The organism is Helicobacter sp. 11S03491-1 (genome assembly GCF_002272835.1).
Taxonomy (GTDB): Bacteria; Campylobacterota; Campylobacteria; order Campylobacterales; family Helicobacteraceae; genus Helicobacter_J.
The window spans coordinates 180,434-199,863 of the sequence record NZ_MLAO01000003.1 but is presented as its reverse complement, the minus strand read 5'-3'; the positions used below and the strand labels follow the sequence as shown (position 1 = coordinate 199,863).

General features: G+C 33.6%; 19 protein-coding genes. 11 read left to right on the top strand and 8 right to left on the bottom strand.

The features are described from left to right. Nucleotides 1–19 precede the first annotated feature (19 nt). Complete coding sequence (gene fliW, locus BKH45_RS03160; protein ID WP_095274021.1) at nt 20–412, bottom strand: flagellar assembly protein FliW; 393 nt, start codon at nt 410–412, stop codon at nt 20–22. A gap of 177 nt (nt 413–589) precedes the next feature. On the opposite strand from fliW, the gene bamD reads away from it, so the two are divergent. The 3 genes from bamD to BKH45_RS03145 are packed head-to-tail and all read left to right on the top strand — an operon-like array spanning nt 590 to nt 3,946. Further along, complete coding sequence (gene bamD / locus BKH45_RS03155; protein WP_095274020.1) at nt 590–1,231, top strand: outer membrane protein assembly factor BamD; 642 nt, start codon at nt 590–592, stop codon at nt 1,229–1,231. A gap of 10 nt (nt 1,232–1,241) precedes the next feature. Then, nucleotides 1,242–3,641, top strand: coding sequence for an endopeptidase La (lon, locus tag BKH45_RS03150; RefSeq protein WP_095274019.1), 2,400 nt, complete (start codon nt 1,242–1,244; stop codon nt 3,639–3,641). A 32-nt stretch (nt 3,642–3,673) separates the two neighbouring features. Next, complete coding sequence (locus BKH45_RS03145) at nt 3,674–3,946, top strand: DUF493 domain-containing protein (protein ID WP_095274018.1); 273 nt, start codon at nt 3,674–3,676, stop codon at nt 3,944–3,946. Nucleotides 3,947–4,241: 295 nt separating this feature from the next. Here BKH45_RS03145 and BKH45_RS03140 read toward each other — a convergent pair whose 3' ends face one another. The 5 genes from BKH45_RS03140 to BKH45_RS03120 all read right to left on the bottom strand — a co-directional run bounded on the left by BKH45_RS03140 (nt 4,242) and on the right by BKH45_RS03120 (nt 8,670). Further along, the gene (locus BKH45_RS03140) at nt 4,242–5,507 is read right to left on the bottom strand and encodes an aminofutalosine deaminase family hydrolase (protein ID WP_095274017.1); all 1,266 of its coding nucleotides are present in this window, start codon (nt 5,505–5,507) and stop codon (nt 4,242–4,244) included. Then, complete coding sequence (locus BKH45_RS03135; RefSeq protein WP_095274016.1) at nt 5,504–6,331, bottom strand: mechanosensitive ion channel family protein; 828 nt, start codon at nt 6,329–6,331, stop codon at nt 5,504–5,506. The genes BKH45_RS03140 and BKH45_RS03135 overlap by 4 nt, the downstream gene beginning before the upstream one ends. Then, complete coding sequence (locus BKH45_RS03130) at nt 6,331–7,548, bottom strand: amidohydrolase family protein (protein ID WP_095274015.1); 1,218 nt, start codon at nt 7,546–7,548, stop codon at nt 6,331–6,333. Before BKH45_RS03130 ends, BKH45_RS03135 begins: the two co-directional genes overlap by 1 nt. A 106-nt stretch (nt 7,549–7,654) precedes the next feature. Next, nucleotides 7,655–7,924 (bottom strand): hypothetical protein, encoded by a 270-nt coding sequence (locus BKH45_RS03125; protein ID WP_095274014.1) that lies wholly within the window; start codon nt 7,922–7,924, stop codon nt 7,655–7,657. Then, nucleotides 7,924–8,670, bottom strand: coding sequence for a cytochrome c biogenesis protein CcdA (locus tag BKH45_RS03120; protein ID WP_095274013.1), 747 nt, complete (start codon nt 8,668–8,670; stop codon nt 7,924–7,926). Before BKH45_RS03120 ends, BKH45_RS03125 begins: the two co-directional genes overlap by 1 nt. A 238-nt stretch (nt 8,671–8,908) precedes the next feature. Between BKH45_RS03120 and BKH45_RS03115 the strand changes: the two genes are divergently transcribed. From BKH45_RS03115 to BKH45_RS03095, 5 genes are read left to right on the top strand one after another with little or no spacing between them, the layout of a single operon-like run. Then, entirely contained in the window at nt 8,909–10,420 is a 1,512-nt protein-coding gene (locus BKH45_RS03115; protein WP_095274012.1) for a DEAD/DEAH box helicase, read from the top strand. A 56-nt stretch (nt 10,421–10,476) separates the two neighbouring features. Further along, a complete protein-coding gene (locus BKH45_RS03110; RefSeq protein WP_095274044.1) occupies nt 10,477–11,394 on the top strand; it encodes a branched-chain amino acid transaminase in 918 nt (305 codons plus the stop codon). A 14-nt stretch (nt 11,395–11,408) separates the two neighbouring features. Next, the gene (locus tag BKH45_RS03105; RefSeq protein ID WP_095274011.1) at nt 11,409–12,527 is read left to right on the top strand and encodes a prohibitin family protein; all 1,119 of its coding nucleotides are present in this window, start codon (nt 11,409–11,411) and stop codon (nt 12,525–12,527) included. Next, the gene (hisIE, locus tag BKH45_RS03100) at nt 12,527–13,243 is read left to right on the top strand and encodes a bifunctional phosphoribosyl-AMP cyclohydrolase/phosphoribosyl-ATP diphosphatase HisIE (RefSeq protein ID WP_095274010.1); all 717 of its coding nucleotides are present in this window, start codon (nt 12,527–12,529) and stop codon (nt 13,241–13,243) included. The genes BKH45_RS03105 and hisIE overlap by 1 nt, the downstream gene beginning before the upstream one ends. Continuing rightward, nucleotides 13,231–13,755 (top strand): DUF2393 family protein, encoded by a 525-nt coding sequence (locus tag BKH45_RS03095; protein WP_095274009.1) that lies wholly within the window; start codon nt 13,231–13,233, stop codon nt 13,753–13,755. Before hisIE ends, BKH45_RS03095 begins: the two co-directional genes overlap by 13 nt. Here the strand turns inward: BKH45_RS03095 and BKH45_RS03090 are convergent. Both BKH45_RS03090 and BKH45_RS03085 read right to left on the bottom strand, forming a co-directional pair. Further along, nucleotides 13,752–14,423, bottom strand: coding sequence for a 16S rRNA (uracil(1498)-N(3))-methyltransferase (locus BKH45_RS03090; RefSeq protein ID WP_095274008.1), 672 nt, complete (start codon nt 14,421–14,423; stop codon nt 13,752–13,754). The genes BKH45_RS03095 and BKH45_RS03090 overlap by 4 nt on opposite strands. 2 nt (nt 14,424–14,425) lie before the next feature. After that, entirely contained in the window at nt 14,426–14,842 is a 417-nt protein-coding gene (locus tag BKH45_RS03085; RefSeq protein ID WP_095274007.1) for a hypothetical protein, read from the bottom strand. Nucleotides 14,843–14,942: 100 nt separating this feature from the next. On the opposite strand from BKH45_RS03085, the gene hemH reads away from it, so the two are divergent. Genes hemH through ccsA form a run of 3 tightly spaced genes read left to right on the top strand, consistent with a single transcriptional unit; the run spans nt 14,943 to nt 19,373 of the window. Continuing rightward, nucleotides 14,943–15,893: a ferrochelatase gene (gene hemH, locus BKH45_RS03080; protein ID WP_095274006.1), complete on the top strand. Its 951-nt coding sequence runs from the start codon at nt 14,943–14,945 to the stop codon at nt 15,891–15,893. A gap of 4 nt (nt 15,894–15,897) precedes the next feature. After that, complete coding sequence (locus BKH45_RS03075) at nt 15,898–16,542, top strand: thioredoxin fold domain-containing protein (RefSeq protein WP_095274005.1); 645 nt, start codon at nt 15,898–15,900, stop codon at nt 16,540–16,542. A gap of 2 nt (nt 16,543–16,544) precedes the next feature. Continuing rightward, a complete protein-coding gene (gene ccsA, locus BKH45_RS03070; RefSeq protein ID WP_095274004.1) occupies nt 16,545–19,373 on the top strand; it encodes a cytochrome c biogenesis protein CcsA in 2,829 nt (942 codons plus the stop codon). Nucleotides 19,374–19,430: the final 57 nt, after the last annotated feature.

The window sequence follows — 19,430 nt, the reverse complement described above, 5'->3', positions numbered from 1 at the left end:
AAAATGAAAATTAAAAAAATTATTTTTCTTCTTGATAATAAGCAGAAATTGACTCTGCTAATCCATATTGAGGATATTTAAGGCTATCAAGAACCACTTGCCCCATTGTTTGATTATCAAAATTAAAAATAATTGGAGCTAAGAAATTAATTGTAGAATTTTGAATAGGGGTTTGGATAACCATAATATTGGCTGTAAAGATATTTTTACTATTATCAAGATCAAGCAAGAGTTTTAGGGCAACAGGGACATCAAATTCATATTCTCTTAAAACAAAAGGATTGATCAAGGTGAAAACAGGGACATCATTTTCTGCATTGCTTAAACGAACAAAAATATTATCTATTTTTTCTAATTTCATTTTTGTAACATTTTCAAATCCCAAAATCGGTGATTTCACATCAAAAATCATTATATTTAACCTCATCTTTAACTTACACTGCAATACTAAAATTAAAATCTTATCATTAATTTTTCAAGATTTTACCTAAAAATCAATTTTATTTCAACGTATTTTATGAAAATGGTTGCATGATATAAGATATAATACAATTAAAATTTTGCAATTTTTAAGATTAAATGGGGTGTTATGTTTTATAAACAGATTATTTTCGTAGTTTTACTGATTGGATTTTTTATTGGATGCGCCAAGCAAAATACCGAATACAATAAACCTGCTATATATTGGTATCAAGGGATTTTAAAAGAAATTAAATTTGGCAATCTTGAAGCAGCAGATAATTATTATTCCTCACTTCAAAGTGAGCATATCAATTCACCACTTCTTCCTGAGGCTATGCTTATTTTAGGTCAAGCGCACATGAGTGAAGAAGAATATATTTTGGCTGAATTTTATTTTGATGAATATCTCAAACGATATGGCACTATCCAAAATGCTGACTATATAGCATTTCTAAAACTTCAAGCCCATTATTATGGCTTTAAAAATCAAAGCAAAGATCAAGAATTTATTTCAGATACTATCCAAGATCTGGATAACTTTGTCAATAAATATCCAAATAGTCGCTACATTCCGTATGTCCAATACATGCAAGTTAAATTTATCTTAGGACAAAATGAACTCAACAAGGCTATTGCAAATGTCTATAAAAAACAGCATAAAAAAGAAGCTTTGAATAAATATCTGGATAGGATTGATGAAGAACTTGAAAAAGAAACTCACCCAAAACCTTCACATACCCCTTGGTATGTAGTTATGTTCAACTGGTAAAGGAATCACAATGCAAATAAGCAATTATGGGAGTTTCCCAAGTATAATACCTGTTATTATTGAAGATGAAGTTTTTATGTATCCTTTTATGATTGCTCCTATTTTTATCTCCGATGAAGCCAATATCAAGGCTGCCAACAAAGCTCTTGAGCAAAACGATCTTGTATTTGTAAGTTGTGCAAAAAATTCTCAAGAACAAAAAAGATCTAAAGATAGTTTTTATGATGTAGGGGTTATTGGAAGTATTATGCGAAAAGTAGCACTCCCTGATGGTCGCACAAAACTTCTTTTTCAGGGCATTACAAAAGGCAGAATCATTTCTATAGAAAATGATAACCCTCTTCAAGCATTAGTAGATGTGATTACTTACAAAGATTATGATGCTGATAAAATCAATGCCATTATGGAAGTTTTGCGTGAAAAAGTAACTAATCTCGCTAATATCAGTCAATTTTTTCCCCCTGATCTCTTAAAAACAATTGATGATAACGATGATCCCAATCGCATTATCGATCTTATATCTTCTATTTTAAGGCTAAAAAAAGATCAATCTTATAAACTTTTTGCTAGCAATGACACAGAAGAAAGATTGCTATTTCTCATCGATCTTGTGATTGAAGAAATACAAACTCAAAAACTTCAAAAAGAGATTAAAAACAAAGTCCATAACAAAATGGAACAAATCAATAAAGAATATTTTCTCAAAGAACAACTCAAACAAATTCAAAAAGAACTTGGCATTGATAAGCAAAGAGATGAGGAAATTGATCAATACTATCAGAAACTTGAAAAACTCAGGCCATTTTTAGATAAAGATACTCACAAAGAAATCAAAAAACAAATTGATCGTCTCAGTAAAATGCATCAAGATAGTGCTGATGCCAACATAGTCCAAAATTATATTGAATGGGTGCTTGAAATTCCTTTTGGAAAATTTGCCAAGAAAAAATTATCTATAAAAAATGTTCAAAAACAACTCGATCGCGATCATTACTCACTACAAAAGCCTAAAGAAAGGATTGTAGAATACTTTGCCGTAAGAGAACTCCTCAACCAACGCGATAAAGCTAATACCGAAGGAAAGGGCACTATTCTTTGCTTCTTTGGACCTCCGGGGGTAGGAAAAACCAGCCTTGCTAATTCTATTGCCAGAGCTATCAATCGCCCTTTAGTTAGAATTGCATTAGGTGGGCTTGAAGATGTCAATGAGCTTAGAGGGCATAGACGCACTTACATCGGCGCTATGCCCGGAAGAATTGTTCAAGGTCTTATTGAAGCCAAAGAAATGAATCCCGTAATGGTGCTTGATGAAATTGACAAAGTAGGTAGAAGTATGCGAGGAGATCCTACAAGCGTCTTACTTGAGATTCTTGATCCGGAACAAAACGTTGCCTTTAGAGACTATTATACAAATTTCAATCTTGATCTCTCTCAGATCATTTTTATAGCAACAGCCAATGATATTTCCAATATCCCTGCTCCATTGCGCGATAGGATGGAATTTATCAGCGTTTCAAGCTATACCCCTCAAGAAAAAGAAGAAATTGCAAAAAAATATCTTATCCCTCAAGAACTCAAAAAACATGCTCTTAAAGAAAGTGAAATTTCCATCACTCCCCTAGCCCTTAAAATGATTATCGAAAAATATACACGCGAAGCAGGAGTAAGAAATTTGCGTCGGAGTATTGCGAGTATTATGAGAAAATGTGCTAAAACTATCTTAGAATCCAAAGAAAAAATTAGAAAAATTCTCATTACTCCAAAAGATTTGCCTTTATATCTGGACAAAATTGTCTTTGAGATTGATGCTGCCCTCAAAGAAAACAAAGTGGGCGTCGTGAATGGATTGGCATGGACAAGTGTGGGGGGAGATGTGCTTAAGATTGAAGCTATTAAAATCAAAGGAAAAGGCATTTTAACCCTCACAGGAAGTCTGGGAGATGTAATGAAAGAATCTGCACATATTGCATTTTCGGTCATTAAAGTTTTGATTGATTCTGAAATTTTAAAAATATCCCCAAAAAAATCCAAAAAATCCAAAAAAGATCAAGAAATACAAGCTTATAATCTTTATGATATTCATTTACATGTTCCTGAGGGTGCTACCCCAAAAGATGGACCCAGTGCAGGTATCGCAATGGCAAGTGTAATCGCTTCAATTTTGTGTGATGTAAAGACAAAATCTGATGTCGCAATGACCGGAGAACTCACGCTCACCGGAAGCGTCCTACCCATAGGAGGACTCAAAGAAAAATTAATTGCAGCCCACAAAGCAGGGATGAAAAAAGTTCTTATTCCTGAGAAGAATTATCAAAGAGATCTTGGGGATATTCCCGAAGAAGTCAAAAAAGAAGTCCAAATTATTCCTGTGAAAAAAATTGAAGATGTCCTTACGCAGATTTTAATCTAGATTTTCTTGATTAAGCCTTATGGAGGTTCTAAATGAAAACTAAAAATCTAAGTATCTTGCAAGGAAAGCCTGATATTTCCTACCCAACCCAATGGGAATACCGCATTATAGGAGAAAATGAAGATAAAATCATAGAGGCTGTGTTTGAAATTATGCCAAGACCTTATACACTAGAGGCTAAAAACAAATCCTCAAAAGGTAGATTTGTAAGCCTACATGCAACAATAGTAGTAAATAGCCAAAAAGAACGCGATGAAATCTATTGTAAACTCTCAACTCACCAAGAAATTAAGATGGTCATCTGATCATCTTATTGGCTTCTTTGGATTGTCTGTAATGGAGTTGATTCTGAAGCCATAAAGGAAGTGTATTTTTGTAGAGATTTTTTCCCAAAAACCATCCAAATATGTTTTTAATATTGGATAATCATTAATTTTAACAAGAAAAATCTACTTTTCCATAATATTTTCACCTTTACAGCCATCATAAGCAATACACACCCATTCACAATAACAGCGCTTCTGATGTCCTCTCAAAATAAGTTAATTCGCACAAATAATATCTGTTATATTTGGTGAATATTTTAAAATAATGATATTATTAAGAATAAAGATGATTATCTTTTATTACTGCACTACCATTGATATAGAGAGTTGTAACTTCTCCGGATTGAAGCAAGAATTGAAGGGGAGCTTGAGAACTTTGAGCGATTTGAGGACATTGAAATACTGCAATATCTGCCCACTTTCCATTTTTAAGAATCCCATTATTAAGCCTTAATGCTTTTGCAGCATTAGCACTAGCCCCCAAAATAAGAGTTTTGCTTAAATCTTCCAAATCTAATTTTTCATATCCAAACAAAGCGCTTCTAAGCTCTTCAAGCATATTAAGGTTGTTATTAGAACTCTTACCATCTGTAGCAAAAATAGGTGAAATTCCTTGAGATTGCAACACAGATAAGTCTAAATAAGTATTGTTTAATAAACGATTAGATCGTGGGCATGAGACAATACTACCATTTTTGCCAATTTGTGCGAATTCTTTTTGTGATGCAAAAAGACAATGAACAAACAAAGTATCCAGTCCTTCAAAAAGATTTATAAATTCTTCAATGCTATAAAAAGGTTGTGGGGAAGTGATATTTAAAACCTTTTTATAAAAATTCCCAAACCAACCCTTGGCTTCTTGGAGCCATTGACGTTCAAAATGAGATTCCAAAAAATGTGTTGATGTAAGCACGCGATCTTTTCTGGCAAGTTCTAAAACTTTTTTTGCTAACACACTATGGACAGAATAAGGGGAATGTATAGCAATTGCAGGGCTAAAACGGTATGATTGCAATTGTCTGGAAGCATGGTATCTGGCTAAGAAATCAGAATACAAAAAATCTATGCCGGAAGGCGTGCTGCCGATAACTTCATTGAAATATGTAACCCTAAGAGGAGATTGTGCTAACAATGTAAGATCATGACCATAACTACTGATCGCCCCTACACTTGTTACTCCACTGCGAAGTTGTTCTTGAATACCTGATGTAACACAATCTTGTATATCCAACAAGACGTTATCACGCTTTGCCATAACACTTTGAAGCCATTTGTCAAATCCCCCATATACAAAACTTGAAATATTATTACCAAATTCAAAATGAATATGGGAATTGACAAATCCGGGTAAAATTACACTATCTGAATAAAAAGTTGCATCTGTGTATTTTACCTTGAGCTCTTCATAGTCTCCCAGCGCAACAATACAATTTTGATTCCCCCCACTCTCAAAAGCAACCCCGCCATTATCAATAATGCCAAACTCCTCATCACAAACAAACACCTTGCTAGCTCCAATTAATTGAATATGTGGCTTCATGAAACTTCTTTAGTTTGATTCAAGATTGTGATATCGAGTTTTTGTGGAGGTATTTCTATGTGTTCCTTATCAAGGGCTATTTTAATATTTTCTATCAACTCACTACGGAGTGTAAAAATATTATCTTGAAGTTTCGCCCATACCCTAATAGTGAAATTTAAAGAATTTGATCCAAAGTCTGTAACTCCTACAAATGGAGCAATATTTGTATCTATTTTGTCCATTTTACTAATCACATCTTTTATAATAAAACGAATTTTTTGAATATCGCTATTATATTTGACTCCAAATACCCATTCAATCCGACGTTTTTCGCTATCGGTGCAATTAATAATATTGGCATTCACAACATTTCGGTTTGGCAATACAGCAAGTTTATCATCAGGCATACGTATCATCGTATTGAATAAATTGATAGATTCAACATTACCGACAATAGAACCAAGCTCAATAGTGTCATTTTTTTTGAATGGTCTCAAAACAATCAAGATAATCCCCCCGGCAATACTTGATAAAGAATCCCTAAGCGCTAAAGCAATAGCCACTCCTGCTGTGCCTAACACAGTAAGTATAGAAGTAGTTTGAATCCCAATATTTCCAAGCATAGTAACCCCGGCAACAATCAAAATGCTGATAAAAATAGCTTGTGAAATAAAATTTCCTAAAATCTCATCTTTTTTGCCAATAATTTTATTAATTTTTTTTCGTGCGAACTTCGCTATATAAAACCCTATGACAAGAATTACAATAGCCTTTAACAATACCATAGAGATATCTTCTAACAAAGGCAAAATACTTTCAAAATAAATCGTTATTCTATCCATCACTTACACAGCCTTCCATTAAGAATGACAGATTCTATCTTTGAAAGTAATGTTTGCTGATAATACGGAGAAAAACTATCTGTTACTTGAGTGTGAGCGTTCAAATCCACAATCATCAAATCAGCATCTTTTCCTAAACTAATTTCTCCTTTGTTAAGAGAGAGAAAATCAGATTGATTTTTTGAGGCGATTTTTAAAAAATTCTCCAGAGTCAAAACATTAGTTTTAATCAAATAGGTATAAGCAAGGGCAAAATAATAGCTAATAGCATCAATCCCGAAACTTGCAAGCTCAAAAACCTGATCTTTTTGAGAATTATAATCTGCACATTGGAGACTTGTAAGCATATCAATTTGTCCTTTTTTGAGTGCATTTAAAAGTTTTTTTTGGGTATCAAAATCTTTTAGAGGAGGGTTTAATTTTGCTTTTGTATTGTAATGATTACAGGCATTTTCATCGAGGATAAGATGATGAATAGGAGTTTGGATAAGAATGTTTGCTTTTTTAGACCTAAAGTAATCTATAATTTCAAAAGCCTCAGGTTCTGTAACAGAGCTAAACAGCACTTTAGTATGAGTATATCTTGCTGTTTCTGAAATTTTAGCAATTTCTTTGGTTTGAGATAATGGAGAAATACTTGGCAATCCTAAAATAGAAGCTAGCTTTCCTTCGTTAATAACGCCATTTCCAAGATCTATATCTTGGGCAAAACAAATAATGGGTATTTGCAACATTAAAGCATATTGAGTGATTCTAAAAAGATTATTTCCATCAATAGCGCTATTTATATAAATTGCCCTACCTCCTTGAGCACATAAAATTGCGATATTATTGATTTTTTGCATAGAGTCAGTGGGTTTAATACTTGGAATAAGTGTAATTTCTGTAAGTGCATCAATACTTTTGATCAACTCAATAATTGCCTCATCTTCGCAAGCAGGAATAGTATCAGGCAGAATAAGCACCGTCCCAACCCCCCCTTTAAGAGATTTTTTAGACAAAGAAGTAAGAGTTTTTTGGGAAAGCGTTTTACTCTTGGGATAGACATTCAAATCAATAAGAGCCGGTATAATATATTTACCCTCACAATTTATTTGTTCTTCATCATTTTTAGCATAAAGTTGGGGAGAAATTTCTATAATTTTGCCTTCTTGTATGCGAATATCTGCTTTTTTATTTTGGACATAATCACAAATAAACCCATTTTTTAACAACATCTATTGTCCTTACATACCTCATGTGATGGGGTTAAGTTATCTAAGTATATTGTAGCAAAGTCCTTCTAAAAACTTCTATAAATTATAATCTTTAATTTTTAGAAAATTATTCTGAAGAAGAATGGGAGTCTATTTTAGGAGAATTTAGAAAAGCCTTGAAGTTATTGAGGGTTTCATCTTCATTGAGCCCTTGAGATGATTCTTCCTCTAAAGCATGACCATCACAAGATTTTCCTACCAATCCGGTATCATTTAAAAAATTACTTTTTAATAAAGAATGTGAAGAAGATTGATCATCACAAGATTCCACAGACAATTTAGGTGATTGTTCTGCCCATAAAACCGTGCCTAAAAGAACTACCAAACCCCACTTCATCACATACCTCCAAGTTTCTGCAACAAAATCTCACTCAAATCCCTCATAGAACCACTTAAAATAATCACCCCAATCCCAATCAACAACAACCCGGAAATAATCTCAATGATACGTGTGTATTTTTTCATTTTATTCAAAAGCCCTAAGGCTTGATTGAGCATTAAAGCTACGGCTAGAAAAGGGATGCCAAGTCCGAGCGTATAAACTACCATCAACCCCAATCCATAGCCTTCTTGTGTACCGGAAAGCATAACAATGCTTGTAAAAATAGGACCTACACAAGGTGTCCAACCTAATGCAAAACTTATACCCAAAACAAAAGGGGAGAGAAAACTAAGGAATTTGTTTTTACTTACTTTGAGTTCGAAATTGCTTTTTTTACTTTTGTATAAAAAACTGATTCTAAAAATCCCTAAAAAATGAAGTCCAAAAATAATAATCACCCCTCCAGCCACATAATTAAGCCAATCTCCTATCAAATAATTGTGGATAAGGCGTGCCATAGAAGCGCCCAAAAGGATAAAGATAATCCCAAATCCTAAAATAAATAAAATAGATTTAATAAATACTGAGGTTCTATTTGCCTGTCCTGATTTAAGATCTTCTAGAGAAATACCTGAGATATAAGACATATACGCAGGGATAAGAGGCAAGATACAAGGACTCAAAAAAGTTAAAATCCCCGCCAATAAAGAAGCGCTTATAGGCGCTGAAGAAAAAAACTCAATCAGAGAATCATCGAACATGGATTGCCTTTATTTATAAACTTTATATGTAGTAAAGCACAAAAAAATAAATAAAAACTCAATAGAATTTTTTAGGTTATTTCAAAAAACAAACCAATTACACAAAAATATAGGCAAATTTGCATCAAATTACCTCTCATTCAGATTAAAATCAAATACTCTAGTTATAATACAAAAGCAAAAAGTCTAATTGAGAGATTTTTGGCTTTTTGCAATTTAAATAAATGAAAGAGCGAAAATGCCAAAAGAAATTTTAGACAATCAACCTATCCAAGAAGAATGCAGTTTTGAACAACTTGGGTTAAAATCACAAGTATTAAAAGGCGTTGTTGAAGCAGGTTTTACAACTCCCAGTCCCATACAAGCAAGCGCTATTCCTGCTGTTTTAAAGGGTAGAGATGTTATTGCCCAAGCCCAAACAGGGACAGGAAAAACGGCTGCTTTTGCCTTGCCAATTATCCATATGCTCAAAAATGACAGAACAATAGAAGCTTTGGTTATCACGCCTACAAGAGAACTTGCGATGCAAATTAGTGATGAAATTTTCAAGTTAGGAAAATTTGCCAAAACAAAAACTGTATGCGTCTATGGAGGGCAAAGTATTAAAAAACAATGTGAATTTATTCAAAAAATGCCTCAAGTAATGATTGCCACTCCCGGGAGACTCCTTGATCACCTCAAGAATAATCGAATCGAAAACTTTGTCCCCAAAATTGTAGTTCTTGATGAAAGTGATGAAATGCTTGATATGGGATTTTTAGATGATATTGAAGAAATTTTTGGTTATTTGCCCAGCAATGCCCAGATACTTCTTTTTTCTGCTACGATGCCCGAACAAATTCGTGTATTAGCAGACAAAATTTTGCAAAATCCTATTAATATCAAAATTACACCTACTAACATGACGAATGTAGATATTTCACAACGATTTTATGTCATCAATGACACAGAAAGAAATGATGCCATCACGCGTTTATTAGATACCCAATCCCCCTCAAAAAGCATCATTTTCACACGTACCAAAAAAGAAGCTGATGAACTCAATACAATTTTGAGTGCTAAAGGATACAAATCTATAGCTCTTCATGGAGACATGGAACAAAGAGAAAGAAGAGATGCCGTCAATGCCTTTAAAGCGAACAAAGCAGATATTCTTGTAGCCACAGATGTAGCAAGCAGAGGACTGGATATTAGCGATGTAAGTCATGTATTTAACTATCATATTCCTCTAAATCCGGAAAGTTATGTCCATCGAATTGGAAGAACAGGGAGAGCAGGCAAAAAAGGAGTGGCAATCACACTCGTAACCCCTCTGGAATACAAAGAACTCAAAAGAATCCAAAAAGATATTGGATCTAAACTTGAACTTTATGAAATCCCTGCCATAGATACAGATGGGAATAAAATATTAGAAAACATTTTAAAAGCAAAAGTAAGTGATGAGGTAGTGAGTATTTATGAAGGGTTGAAAGACAAAATTGAATTATCCCAATTGTCTCTAAAACTTCTGGCTATACACCTAAAAGGAAATAAAATTGGGCTAAGCAAACAAGAAATTCTAAAAATAGAGGATCAAAAAGGAGGAGATAGAAACAAATCAGATAAAAGAAGATTTTCTTCTTCCAGAAATAACAAAAGTTACAAACCTTCAAACAAAACAACAAAATCAAAGTCTTTTTCTCACTCTGATTCCGGATCCTCCGGCGGGAGACAAAATGGGAAACAAGGGAGAAGGCAAACAGGCAGATAAAATATGATTAAACTTGCTTTGCTAAAATACAAAATTAAAATTGGAGAATTACAATGATTAAGGAAGCTCAATACATCTGGAAAGATGGTAAATTGATACCATGGAAAGAGGCAACCACGCATGTCCTCACCCATACACTTCATTATGGAAATGCTGCTTTTGAGGGAACAAGAGCATACAAAACAGAAAAAGGATTAGCAATTTTTCGCTTAAAAGATCATACAAGAAGGCTGTTGCAATCTGCCAAAATCGTGGCCATTGAATCGCCTTATACCCAAAAAGAAATCGAAGATGCACACATAGAACTTCTCAAAGCAAATACTTATGAGGGGAATGTCTATATCCGTCCTATTATCTATCTGGGGTATGGAGCTATGGGGGTCAATCATGCGCAAGCCCCTGTAAATGTTGCAATTGCAGCTTGGGAATGGGGAGCTTATCTGGGAGAAGATGGGATAGCTAATGGCATTAAAGTCAAAACAAGCTCTTTTGCAAGGAATTCTGTCAAATCAATGATGGGCAAAGCAAAAATTGCCGCTAACTACCTCAACTCACAAATGGCAAAGCATGAGGCTTTGAATTGCGGTTGTGAAGAAGCATTATTGCTTGATGATAATGGATTTGTTGCAGAAGGAAGTGGGGAATGTTTTTTTATTGTTAGAAACAATACATTAATCACACCTCCTTATGATAACTCTCTTGAATCCATTACCCAAGCCACTGTAATTGAAATTGCCAAAGATATAGGCATTGAAGTTATCCAAAGACGAATGACTCGTGATGAGGTTTATATTGCAGATGAAGCGTTTTTTACAGGTACTGCAGCAGAAATTACACCCGTAAAAGAATTAGATTTTAGAATAATCGGATCAGGACGCACAGGACCTATCACACAAAAACTTCAGAAGGAATTTTTTGATATTGTAATGGGGAAAAATCCTAAATATAGCCATTATCTAACTTATATTCACTAAATAAAAGGAGAATTATGCCTATTGATTTAAACGAACATTTAAAAAGAAAAAATGAGCAAAGAAATAATGATGAAAGTCCCAAAAAAAATGACAAAAATGATAAACCTAACCCGAGTAAAAATGGAGGTTTTAGACCTCCAAATATTCCTCAAAATCTTTTAACAAACAAAAAAATTACCGGTTTAATTGCTATTATTATCATTGTATTGATTATCTTGCTTGCAAAACCATTTGTAGTTATCAATTCCGGAGAAGTAGGGATTAAAGTAACTGCAGGTAAATATGATACCACACCACTCCAACCGGGTATTCACTTTTTTGTACCTATTATCCAAGATATTATCATCGTAGATACACGCGTAAGAACCATTAATTTTTCTAGAACTGAAGACATGGGTGTGGTAGGGAAAAATCAAGGAATTTTTAGAAACGATGCCATTAATGTGATGGATTCCAGAGGTTTAACTGTATCTATTGAGCTTACCGTCCAATACCGCCTCAACCCACAAACTGCCCCTCAAACCATTGCCACTTACGGATTAAGTTGGGAACAAAAAATTATCAACCCTGTGGTACGTGATGTGGTGCGAAGTGTTGTAGGTCGTTATCCTGCAGAAGAATTGCCAACAAAACGGAATGAAATTGCCTCACTTATTAGCTCTGATATTAGCAAAGAAATAACAAAATTTCCAAATTCTCCTGTAGAGCTAAGCTCTGTGCAACTTAGAGAAATCGTATTGCCTCAAAACATCAAAGAACAAATCGAAAAAGTCCAAATTGCCAGACAAGAATCTGAGCGCGTCAGATATGAAGTAGATAGATCCAAGCAAGAAGCTCAAAAAGCAGCAGCTCTAGCCAAAGGCGAAGCAGATGCCAATCGTATCCGTGCTCAAGGGGTCGCTGATGCAATTATCATTGAAGCAAAAGCAAAATCCCAAGCCAATAAAAGCATCGCTCAAAGTTTAAGTGATAAATTGCTACAATTAAAACAGATAGAAACACAAGGTAAATTCAATGAAGCACTCAAAGAAAATAAAGATGCTCAAATTTTTCTCACACCGGGAGGAGCTGTGCCAAATATCTGGGTAGATTCCAAAAGTAAGCAAAAAAATACAGCCACTACCGGAAAATAATGACACAAGAACAAATACAAGGGATTATTGAAAGATTAGATTGGGAAAAATCTCCTTTAATCCCCGTAATAGTGCAATGCTTTCAAACCAATGCCCTGTTAATGCTGGGTTTCATGAACCAAACAGCGCTCCGGCTTACTTTACAAACAGGCTTTGCGCATTATTTCTCACGGACAAAAGAACGCATTTGGAAAAAGGGTGAAGAAAGTGGGCATACACAAAAAATAATGGAGATGTTTTTAGATTGTGATAATGATACATTATTGTTAAAAGTCATACAGAGTGGGGTTGTTTGCCATACAGGCAGAGATAGTTGTTTTTTTCAAAAAATAGATTTAGAGAATGCAAAATTTGACAATATAGGTGAAATACAAAATATCAATGAAAAATATAGCATCATTGATATTCTCTACCATACACTTCAAGAACGCAAAAACCAACCTCCGGAAGAATCCTACACAGCCTTGTTGTACAATAAAGGAGATAATGGTATTTGTAAAAAAATTATTGAAGAAGCAGGGGAACTTACCTTTGAGTTAAAAGACAATAACAAAGAGCAGATTATTTATGAATGTGCTGATTTGATTTATCATGTCCTTGTGGGTTTAAGTTACAAAAATATTCATCCTGATCTCATCAAAACAGAACTCAAAAGAAGGTTAGGGTTAAGTGGCATTGTAGAAAAAAATAATAGAGATCCGTCATGCAAGAAATAAAAAATTCATTTTTAATGGTTTTTCATCGATTGGGTTATCTTGAATTAGGTCTATTTCTTGGAATATTTATTGTTTTTTTAATAATTTTTACTTTAGGCTTATGGTTTTATCCAAAAAAAATTTTATCTAACTTTTTATTTTTGTTATCTTTTTTGACATTGATTTCTCCGCCTTTTGTGCTCCAATACCTGATGCAAGAAAAAATTTATAAAATCCACATCTCTTATCATAAAGTCTCTCCCTTAGTGTATGCAGATGCTTTTTTGGTCGATGTAGATGTCCAAAATATTGGCAAGGCAACTATCAATAAATGTCTTGTCAGTATCAATGTATCTGGAGTCAAAAACAAAAATTGGCTTGCGCGCATAAAAAATGCCATGTATCCACAAAAGGTTTTTACTCATTTATTTCGCACTAAAATAAAAGTCAATCAAACACAACACCTTCTTTTTATGTTTGACAACTATGATTACAAAAACAATCCTTATACCTTAAATATTGATTGTTTCTAAGGAGCAATACTTGCAAGAAATAACGCTGCACATTCACTTTTAAGCGTGAAAACTTGTTGGGTTGCATAACAAATATGATCTTTGAATAACTTTTTTTCAACTTCATCAAACCCACCCTCAGGACCTATAAACACACCATTTTCAAAACAAGGAATAGACGCATAAATGTCTTTGCCCTCAAAATCAAATATACAAGATTTTGGATAAAGCCTGAGTGCTTCTTTTGTATTAGAGAGAATTTCGAGTTCCATCAAAGTGCTTCGCCCACACTGCTCACAAGAATGGATTAAAATTTTATTGAGTCTATCCGGAGAAATTTTTTCATTCTTTTGACTGCGATTAGCATAAAAAAAGGTGATTTTCTCTACTCCTATTTGATTGAGATAAGGGAGAGTTTTTTCAATATTTTTATTATCAATAATTGCCCAAATCAAATGAATATGCCTTTTGGGTATAACAGGGTTGAGAGATTGTTGGCATAATTGAAGCTCTGATTTACTCCGAGAAATAAAAATATGCTCATAAGTATAAATTTTATCATCTTTAAGATTTCTGAGATAAAGATTTTTCTCAAATTTTGTCCGCCTGGACTGATAAATATGTGTATATAAGTCTCCTTGAATTTTTAAAATTTTTACACCCGCATCAGCATGATAAACAAATTGCATTTTTATCTAACAAAGATTACGACTAAACACAAAACAAAATCAATACTATAAAGCACTTTGCAAAATCGTATATAAGCAATCATAAATTCTTCTTTTGTTTTGGCTAATTTAAACTTTTTGATTCGCAAAATCTCTCCTGCGAAGATGACAACTGTAACAACTATCATAAAAACAACATTCCAATAAAACAAAAATCCCCTCATCGCCATTATAAATATTCCACTAAATACACCAACACTGATGAGAAAAAATATAACAGGCATTACAAACCAAATTTTATGATTAATTTTTACATAATCTTTTTGATTAAAGAGGGTATAGAGATTAATAAGAAATGGAATAGGCATAAAATACATAAAAAATGAATGGAAAAATACTGAATCATTAAAAGCTTTTGTAACCATATCAAATTCTTGCATAAAAACTCCCTGTGTTTATAGCTGTTTGCATATTCTAATACTATTAACTTTATTTGATTATTATACCCAAATTCACAACTATAAGAAAGGATCAAACATAATGTCCAAAGAGGCTGTATTGCTATTGAATATGGGCGGTCCAAGCAATCTTTATGAGGTCGATAAATTTTTAACAAATATGTTTAATGATCCTTGCATTCTGCCAATAAAAAATAATTTTTTTAGAAAAATAATAGCCAACATCATTGTCAGCAAACGATCAGAAAAATCTAAAAGTATTTACACAGCAATCGGGGGTAAATCCCCTATAACAGAAATTACTTTTTCGCTTACTCAAAAACTCCAATCTATTGATAATACAAGAGTCTATTCTTATGCGATGAGATATGCTCCCCCTTATACACAAGCAGTTTTGGAAGATTTTCAAAAACAAAAGATTGATTCAATCATATTATTTAGTATGTATCCGCAATATTCAACAACAACTTCATTTTCTTCTCTTGCTGAAGTACATCGCCGGCTTAAAATTTTGGATTACAAACCTGTTATCAAAGTAATAGATAGATTTTATGACAGCATATCTTTTAATAAGGCTATTATTTGTGATATTTCCCATCACATGAAAACAAAAAACCCCGCGGAATTTACACTCATATTTTCTGCTCACGGACTTCCTCAAAGCGTGATAGATAAGGGGGATACTTATCAAAAAGAATGTGAAAGGAATGTTGAGATTCTTAAAGATATTATCCAAAAAAATAATCTTAATTTTGGGAAGATTATTTTGTCTTATCAATCTAAAGTTGGTCCTGCAAAATGGATTGGTCCAAGCACCGAAGAAATTGTACGAAATTGCACAACTCAAGGAGTTATCATTTATCCCCTTACTTTCAGCATTGATAACTCAGAAACAAAATATGAACTTTGTATTCAATATAAAAAATTAGCTACCCAAAGAGGCATTAAAGACTATATTGTATGCCCATGTCTAAACGATTCTGATAAATTTGCAAAAATGATTGTAGAATTTGTCAATCAAAAGAAAGGATAAAATAATGAGGAAGATAATTTTAGGTTTAAGCTTATGTATTGCATTAGCAATTCTGGGATTAGGAGTTTCCGGTTGTAAAGGAAAAAGTGAAGATAAAATTGATTCAAGCATAATCTCTACAGGTGCAAATGTATCCCAAGAAGCACAACAAGAAAATGATAACCTGGACAAAAAAAGTTACGCAGGGCTTGAAGATGTTTTTAGCGATACAAAGACAATCACTCCTAATGGGAAATATATGATGATGGTATTTGGAGCTAATGGTTGTCCTTATTGTGAAATGCTTAAAAAAGACATCAAAGATACTCCTGAACTCAAAAATTACATCAAAGATCATTTCAGTGCTTATTATATCAACATGAGTTATTCAAAAATTCATGATTTTAAAGTCGGCACAAAAGCTGATCCCAAAGAAATCAAGGTCTCTACTTCGCAACTTTCTCAGATGTATGATATTCGTCCAACTCCTACTATTGTTTTTTCAGATGCAGATGGAAAAACCATTTTAGAATTTCCCGGTTATGTGCGCGCAAAACAATTTATAAAAATACTTGAATTTATAAATAATGGAGAATGGAAAAAAGCAAAAGACCAAAAACAACTCAACCAACTCTTACAAGAATACGTAATGAATGCATCTCATTCATAAGGATGAAGATGAAAATATTTAAATTATTTTTCTGCTCATTTTGGGCAGCTATTCCTTTGCTTGGCTTATATGCTATCGCCTGTGCAGCCGCAACTTTTATCGAAAATGACTTTGGCACCCCTGCAGCTAGAGCAATGGTATATAACACATGGTGGTTTGATGGGATTCATATTTATTTAATGATTGTTTTGATAGGCACTTTAATTGTTTCAAAGGCATGGCAGAGAAAAAAATATGCCAGCGTTTTATTTCATATTTCACTTATAGTAATTATTTTTGGTGCCGGGGTAACAAGATTCTTTGGTTTTGAAGGGACTATGCATATTCGTGAAGGACAAACAAACTCCTTGGTAACCACAACTGATAGCTTTATTAACATTAGCGCTATTTCTCCTGAGGGCAAAACACAAAAACTATCTTTTCCAAGCACAATTTCTCCGTTTTCTCACCATCAACTCAAAAAAACAATCATGATTTTTGATAAACCCTTAAAATTACATTCCATTGAAGTTTATAAAAAAAATCTCAACAAAAATGACAATACTTCTTTTTTGGTTTTAGAAGCCGGTTATGAAGGCATTCCTCGCACATATAATATTATCGGGGGACCAGGTATTGAGAGTAGAGATGTTGGAATGAATTTTGAAGGGACAAAGATTTTTATCAATTGGGGTATAAAAAAAGTCAAGCTTCCCTTTAGCTTGAAGCTTAATAAATTTGATTTGCAACGCTACCCCGGCTCAATGAGTCCTTCTTCATATGCATCTGAAGTTGAAGTTTTAGATGCACAAGGAAACACGATCATGCCTTATAGAATTTATATGAATCACGTTCTTGATTATGATGGCTATAGATTTTTTCAATCTTCATATGACACCGATGAAGAAGGGACTATTTTATCTGTCAATAAAGATCCCGGAAAAATTCCAACCTATATTGGCTATGCTATGTTGATACTGGGGGCTATTTGGCTATTATTTGCACATAAAGGAAGATTCAAAAAACTCTCAAGATTTCTAAAAGCACAAAAAATTGCTTCATTAGCCTTTGTTATTGCGCTTGGGCTTGGAAGTAGCAATATTGCTCATGCCAAAACAGAAAAAATTGATACTCATGGACCTGCAAGCACACAAATAATGCCTCAAGCTACCAAACCCCAAGCTAACGACACAGAATCTTCTACTCCACAAGAAGAGATCATCCAAAGACTACAAAATCTTAGAAAAAACGCAGCCCACCATACTAAAAAATTTGCCCAACTTCAACTCCAAGATTTTGGCGGGCGAATAAAACCGGTCGATACAGTAGCAATGAATATTATCCACAAAATCACTAAAGAAGATGGCTTTGAAGGATTGAGTAATAATCAAGTCTTTTTGGGGATGATGCTTTATCCAAATGATTGGAAAGATATTAAAATTATCTATACCGCAACGCCAAAACTTAGAAAAATTCTGGGAGTGGGTGAAAATCAAAAACGAATTGCATTTGCAGATGCTTTTGGTCCTGATGGGTATAAATTACAAAACTATATTGAAGAAGCCAATCGCAAAAAACCTAATGAAAGAGGGACTTTTGATAAAGATGTGTTAAATGTTGATGAACGATTAAATCTTGTTTTTATGGTCTTTAGCGGACAAATTTTAAGAATATTCCCGGATGAAAAATCTCATACTTGGTATGCCCCGCTAGAGGCATTAGAAAAATCTTCTCCACAAAGAGCTAAAGAAATTCAGATTATTTTGAGTGATATTTTTTCCGGATTTGATAATGGAATTGCCCACAATCAATGGAAACAAGCTGATGAAGCTCTAGATATAGTAGCCAAATACCAACAATTGTATGGCAAGGATTTATACCTTCCAAAGTCAAAAGTTACTTCAGAGATTTTTCTTAATCATGCCAATTTTTTTGACAAACTTACATTGCCTTATATTTTATTGGGACTTTTATTGTTTATAGCTGTTATTACCGGTATTTTAAGAGATAAACCCATAAATAAATGGCTTGTTAGAGGGATTTATAGCCTTATGACATTATGTGTGATAGCCCATACAGCAGGGCTTATTTTACGTTGGTATGTAAGTGGACATTCTCCTTGGAGTAATGCCTATGAATCTATGCTTTATATTTCATGGGCTGCAGGCATAGCAGGGGTGGTATTTTTTAGAAAATCTAATCTCGCTTTGTGTGCATCAAGCTTTTTAGCAGGCATTGGACTTTTTGTAGCTCATCTGGGTTTTATGGATCCTCAAATTGGCAATCTTGTGCCTGTACTAAAATCTTATTGGCTTAATATCCATGTTTCTGTTATTACAGCAAGTTATGGGTTCTTGGGTTTATGTTTTATTTTAGGAATCATTACGTTAGTTATGTTTATTCTAAGAAGTCCAAAACACCCCAATATTGATCAAACTATTCTTTCTTTAAGCGCCATTAACGAAATGAGTATGATTTTTGGTTTATTGATGCTAACTGTTGGGAATTTTCTAGGAGGGGTATGGGCAAATGAGTCATGGGGGCGTTATTGGGGATGGGATCCTAAAGAAACTTGGGCATTAATTTCTATTGGTGTTTATGCGATTATTTTGCATTTGCGATTTATGGGCTTTGCTTTTATGCCTTATATTTTTGCAAGCGCGAGCGTAATAGGTTTTTACTCAATTTTGATGACTTATTTTGGTGTGAATTATTATTTATCAGGGATGCATAGTTATGCTGCAGGAGATCCCTTGCCTATCCCTATATTTCTATATTACTTTGTGGCTTTTACAATTATCTTAGTTATTGTCAGCGCTTTTAAGCGAAAGTTGAAAATGCCTCAATTATAAATATATACTTGATAAATACATTGATAAAATATTGCCAAATAATGAATGTATTTTCAA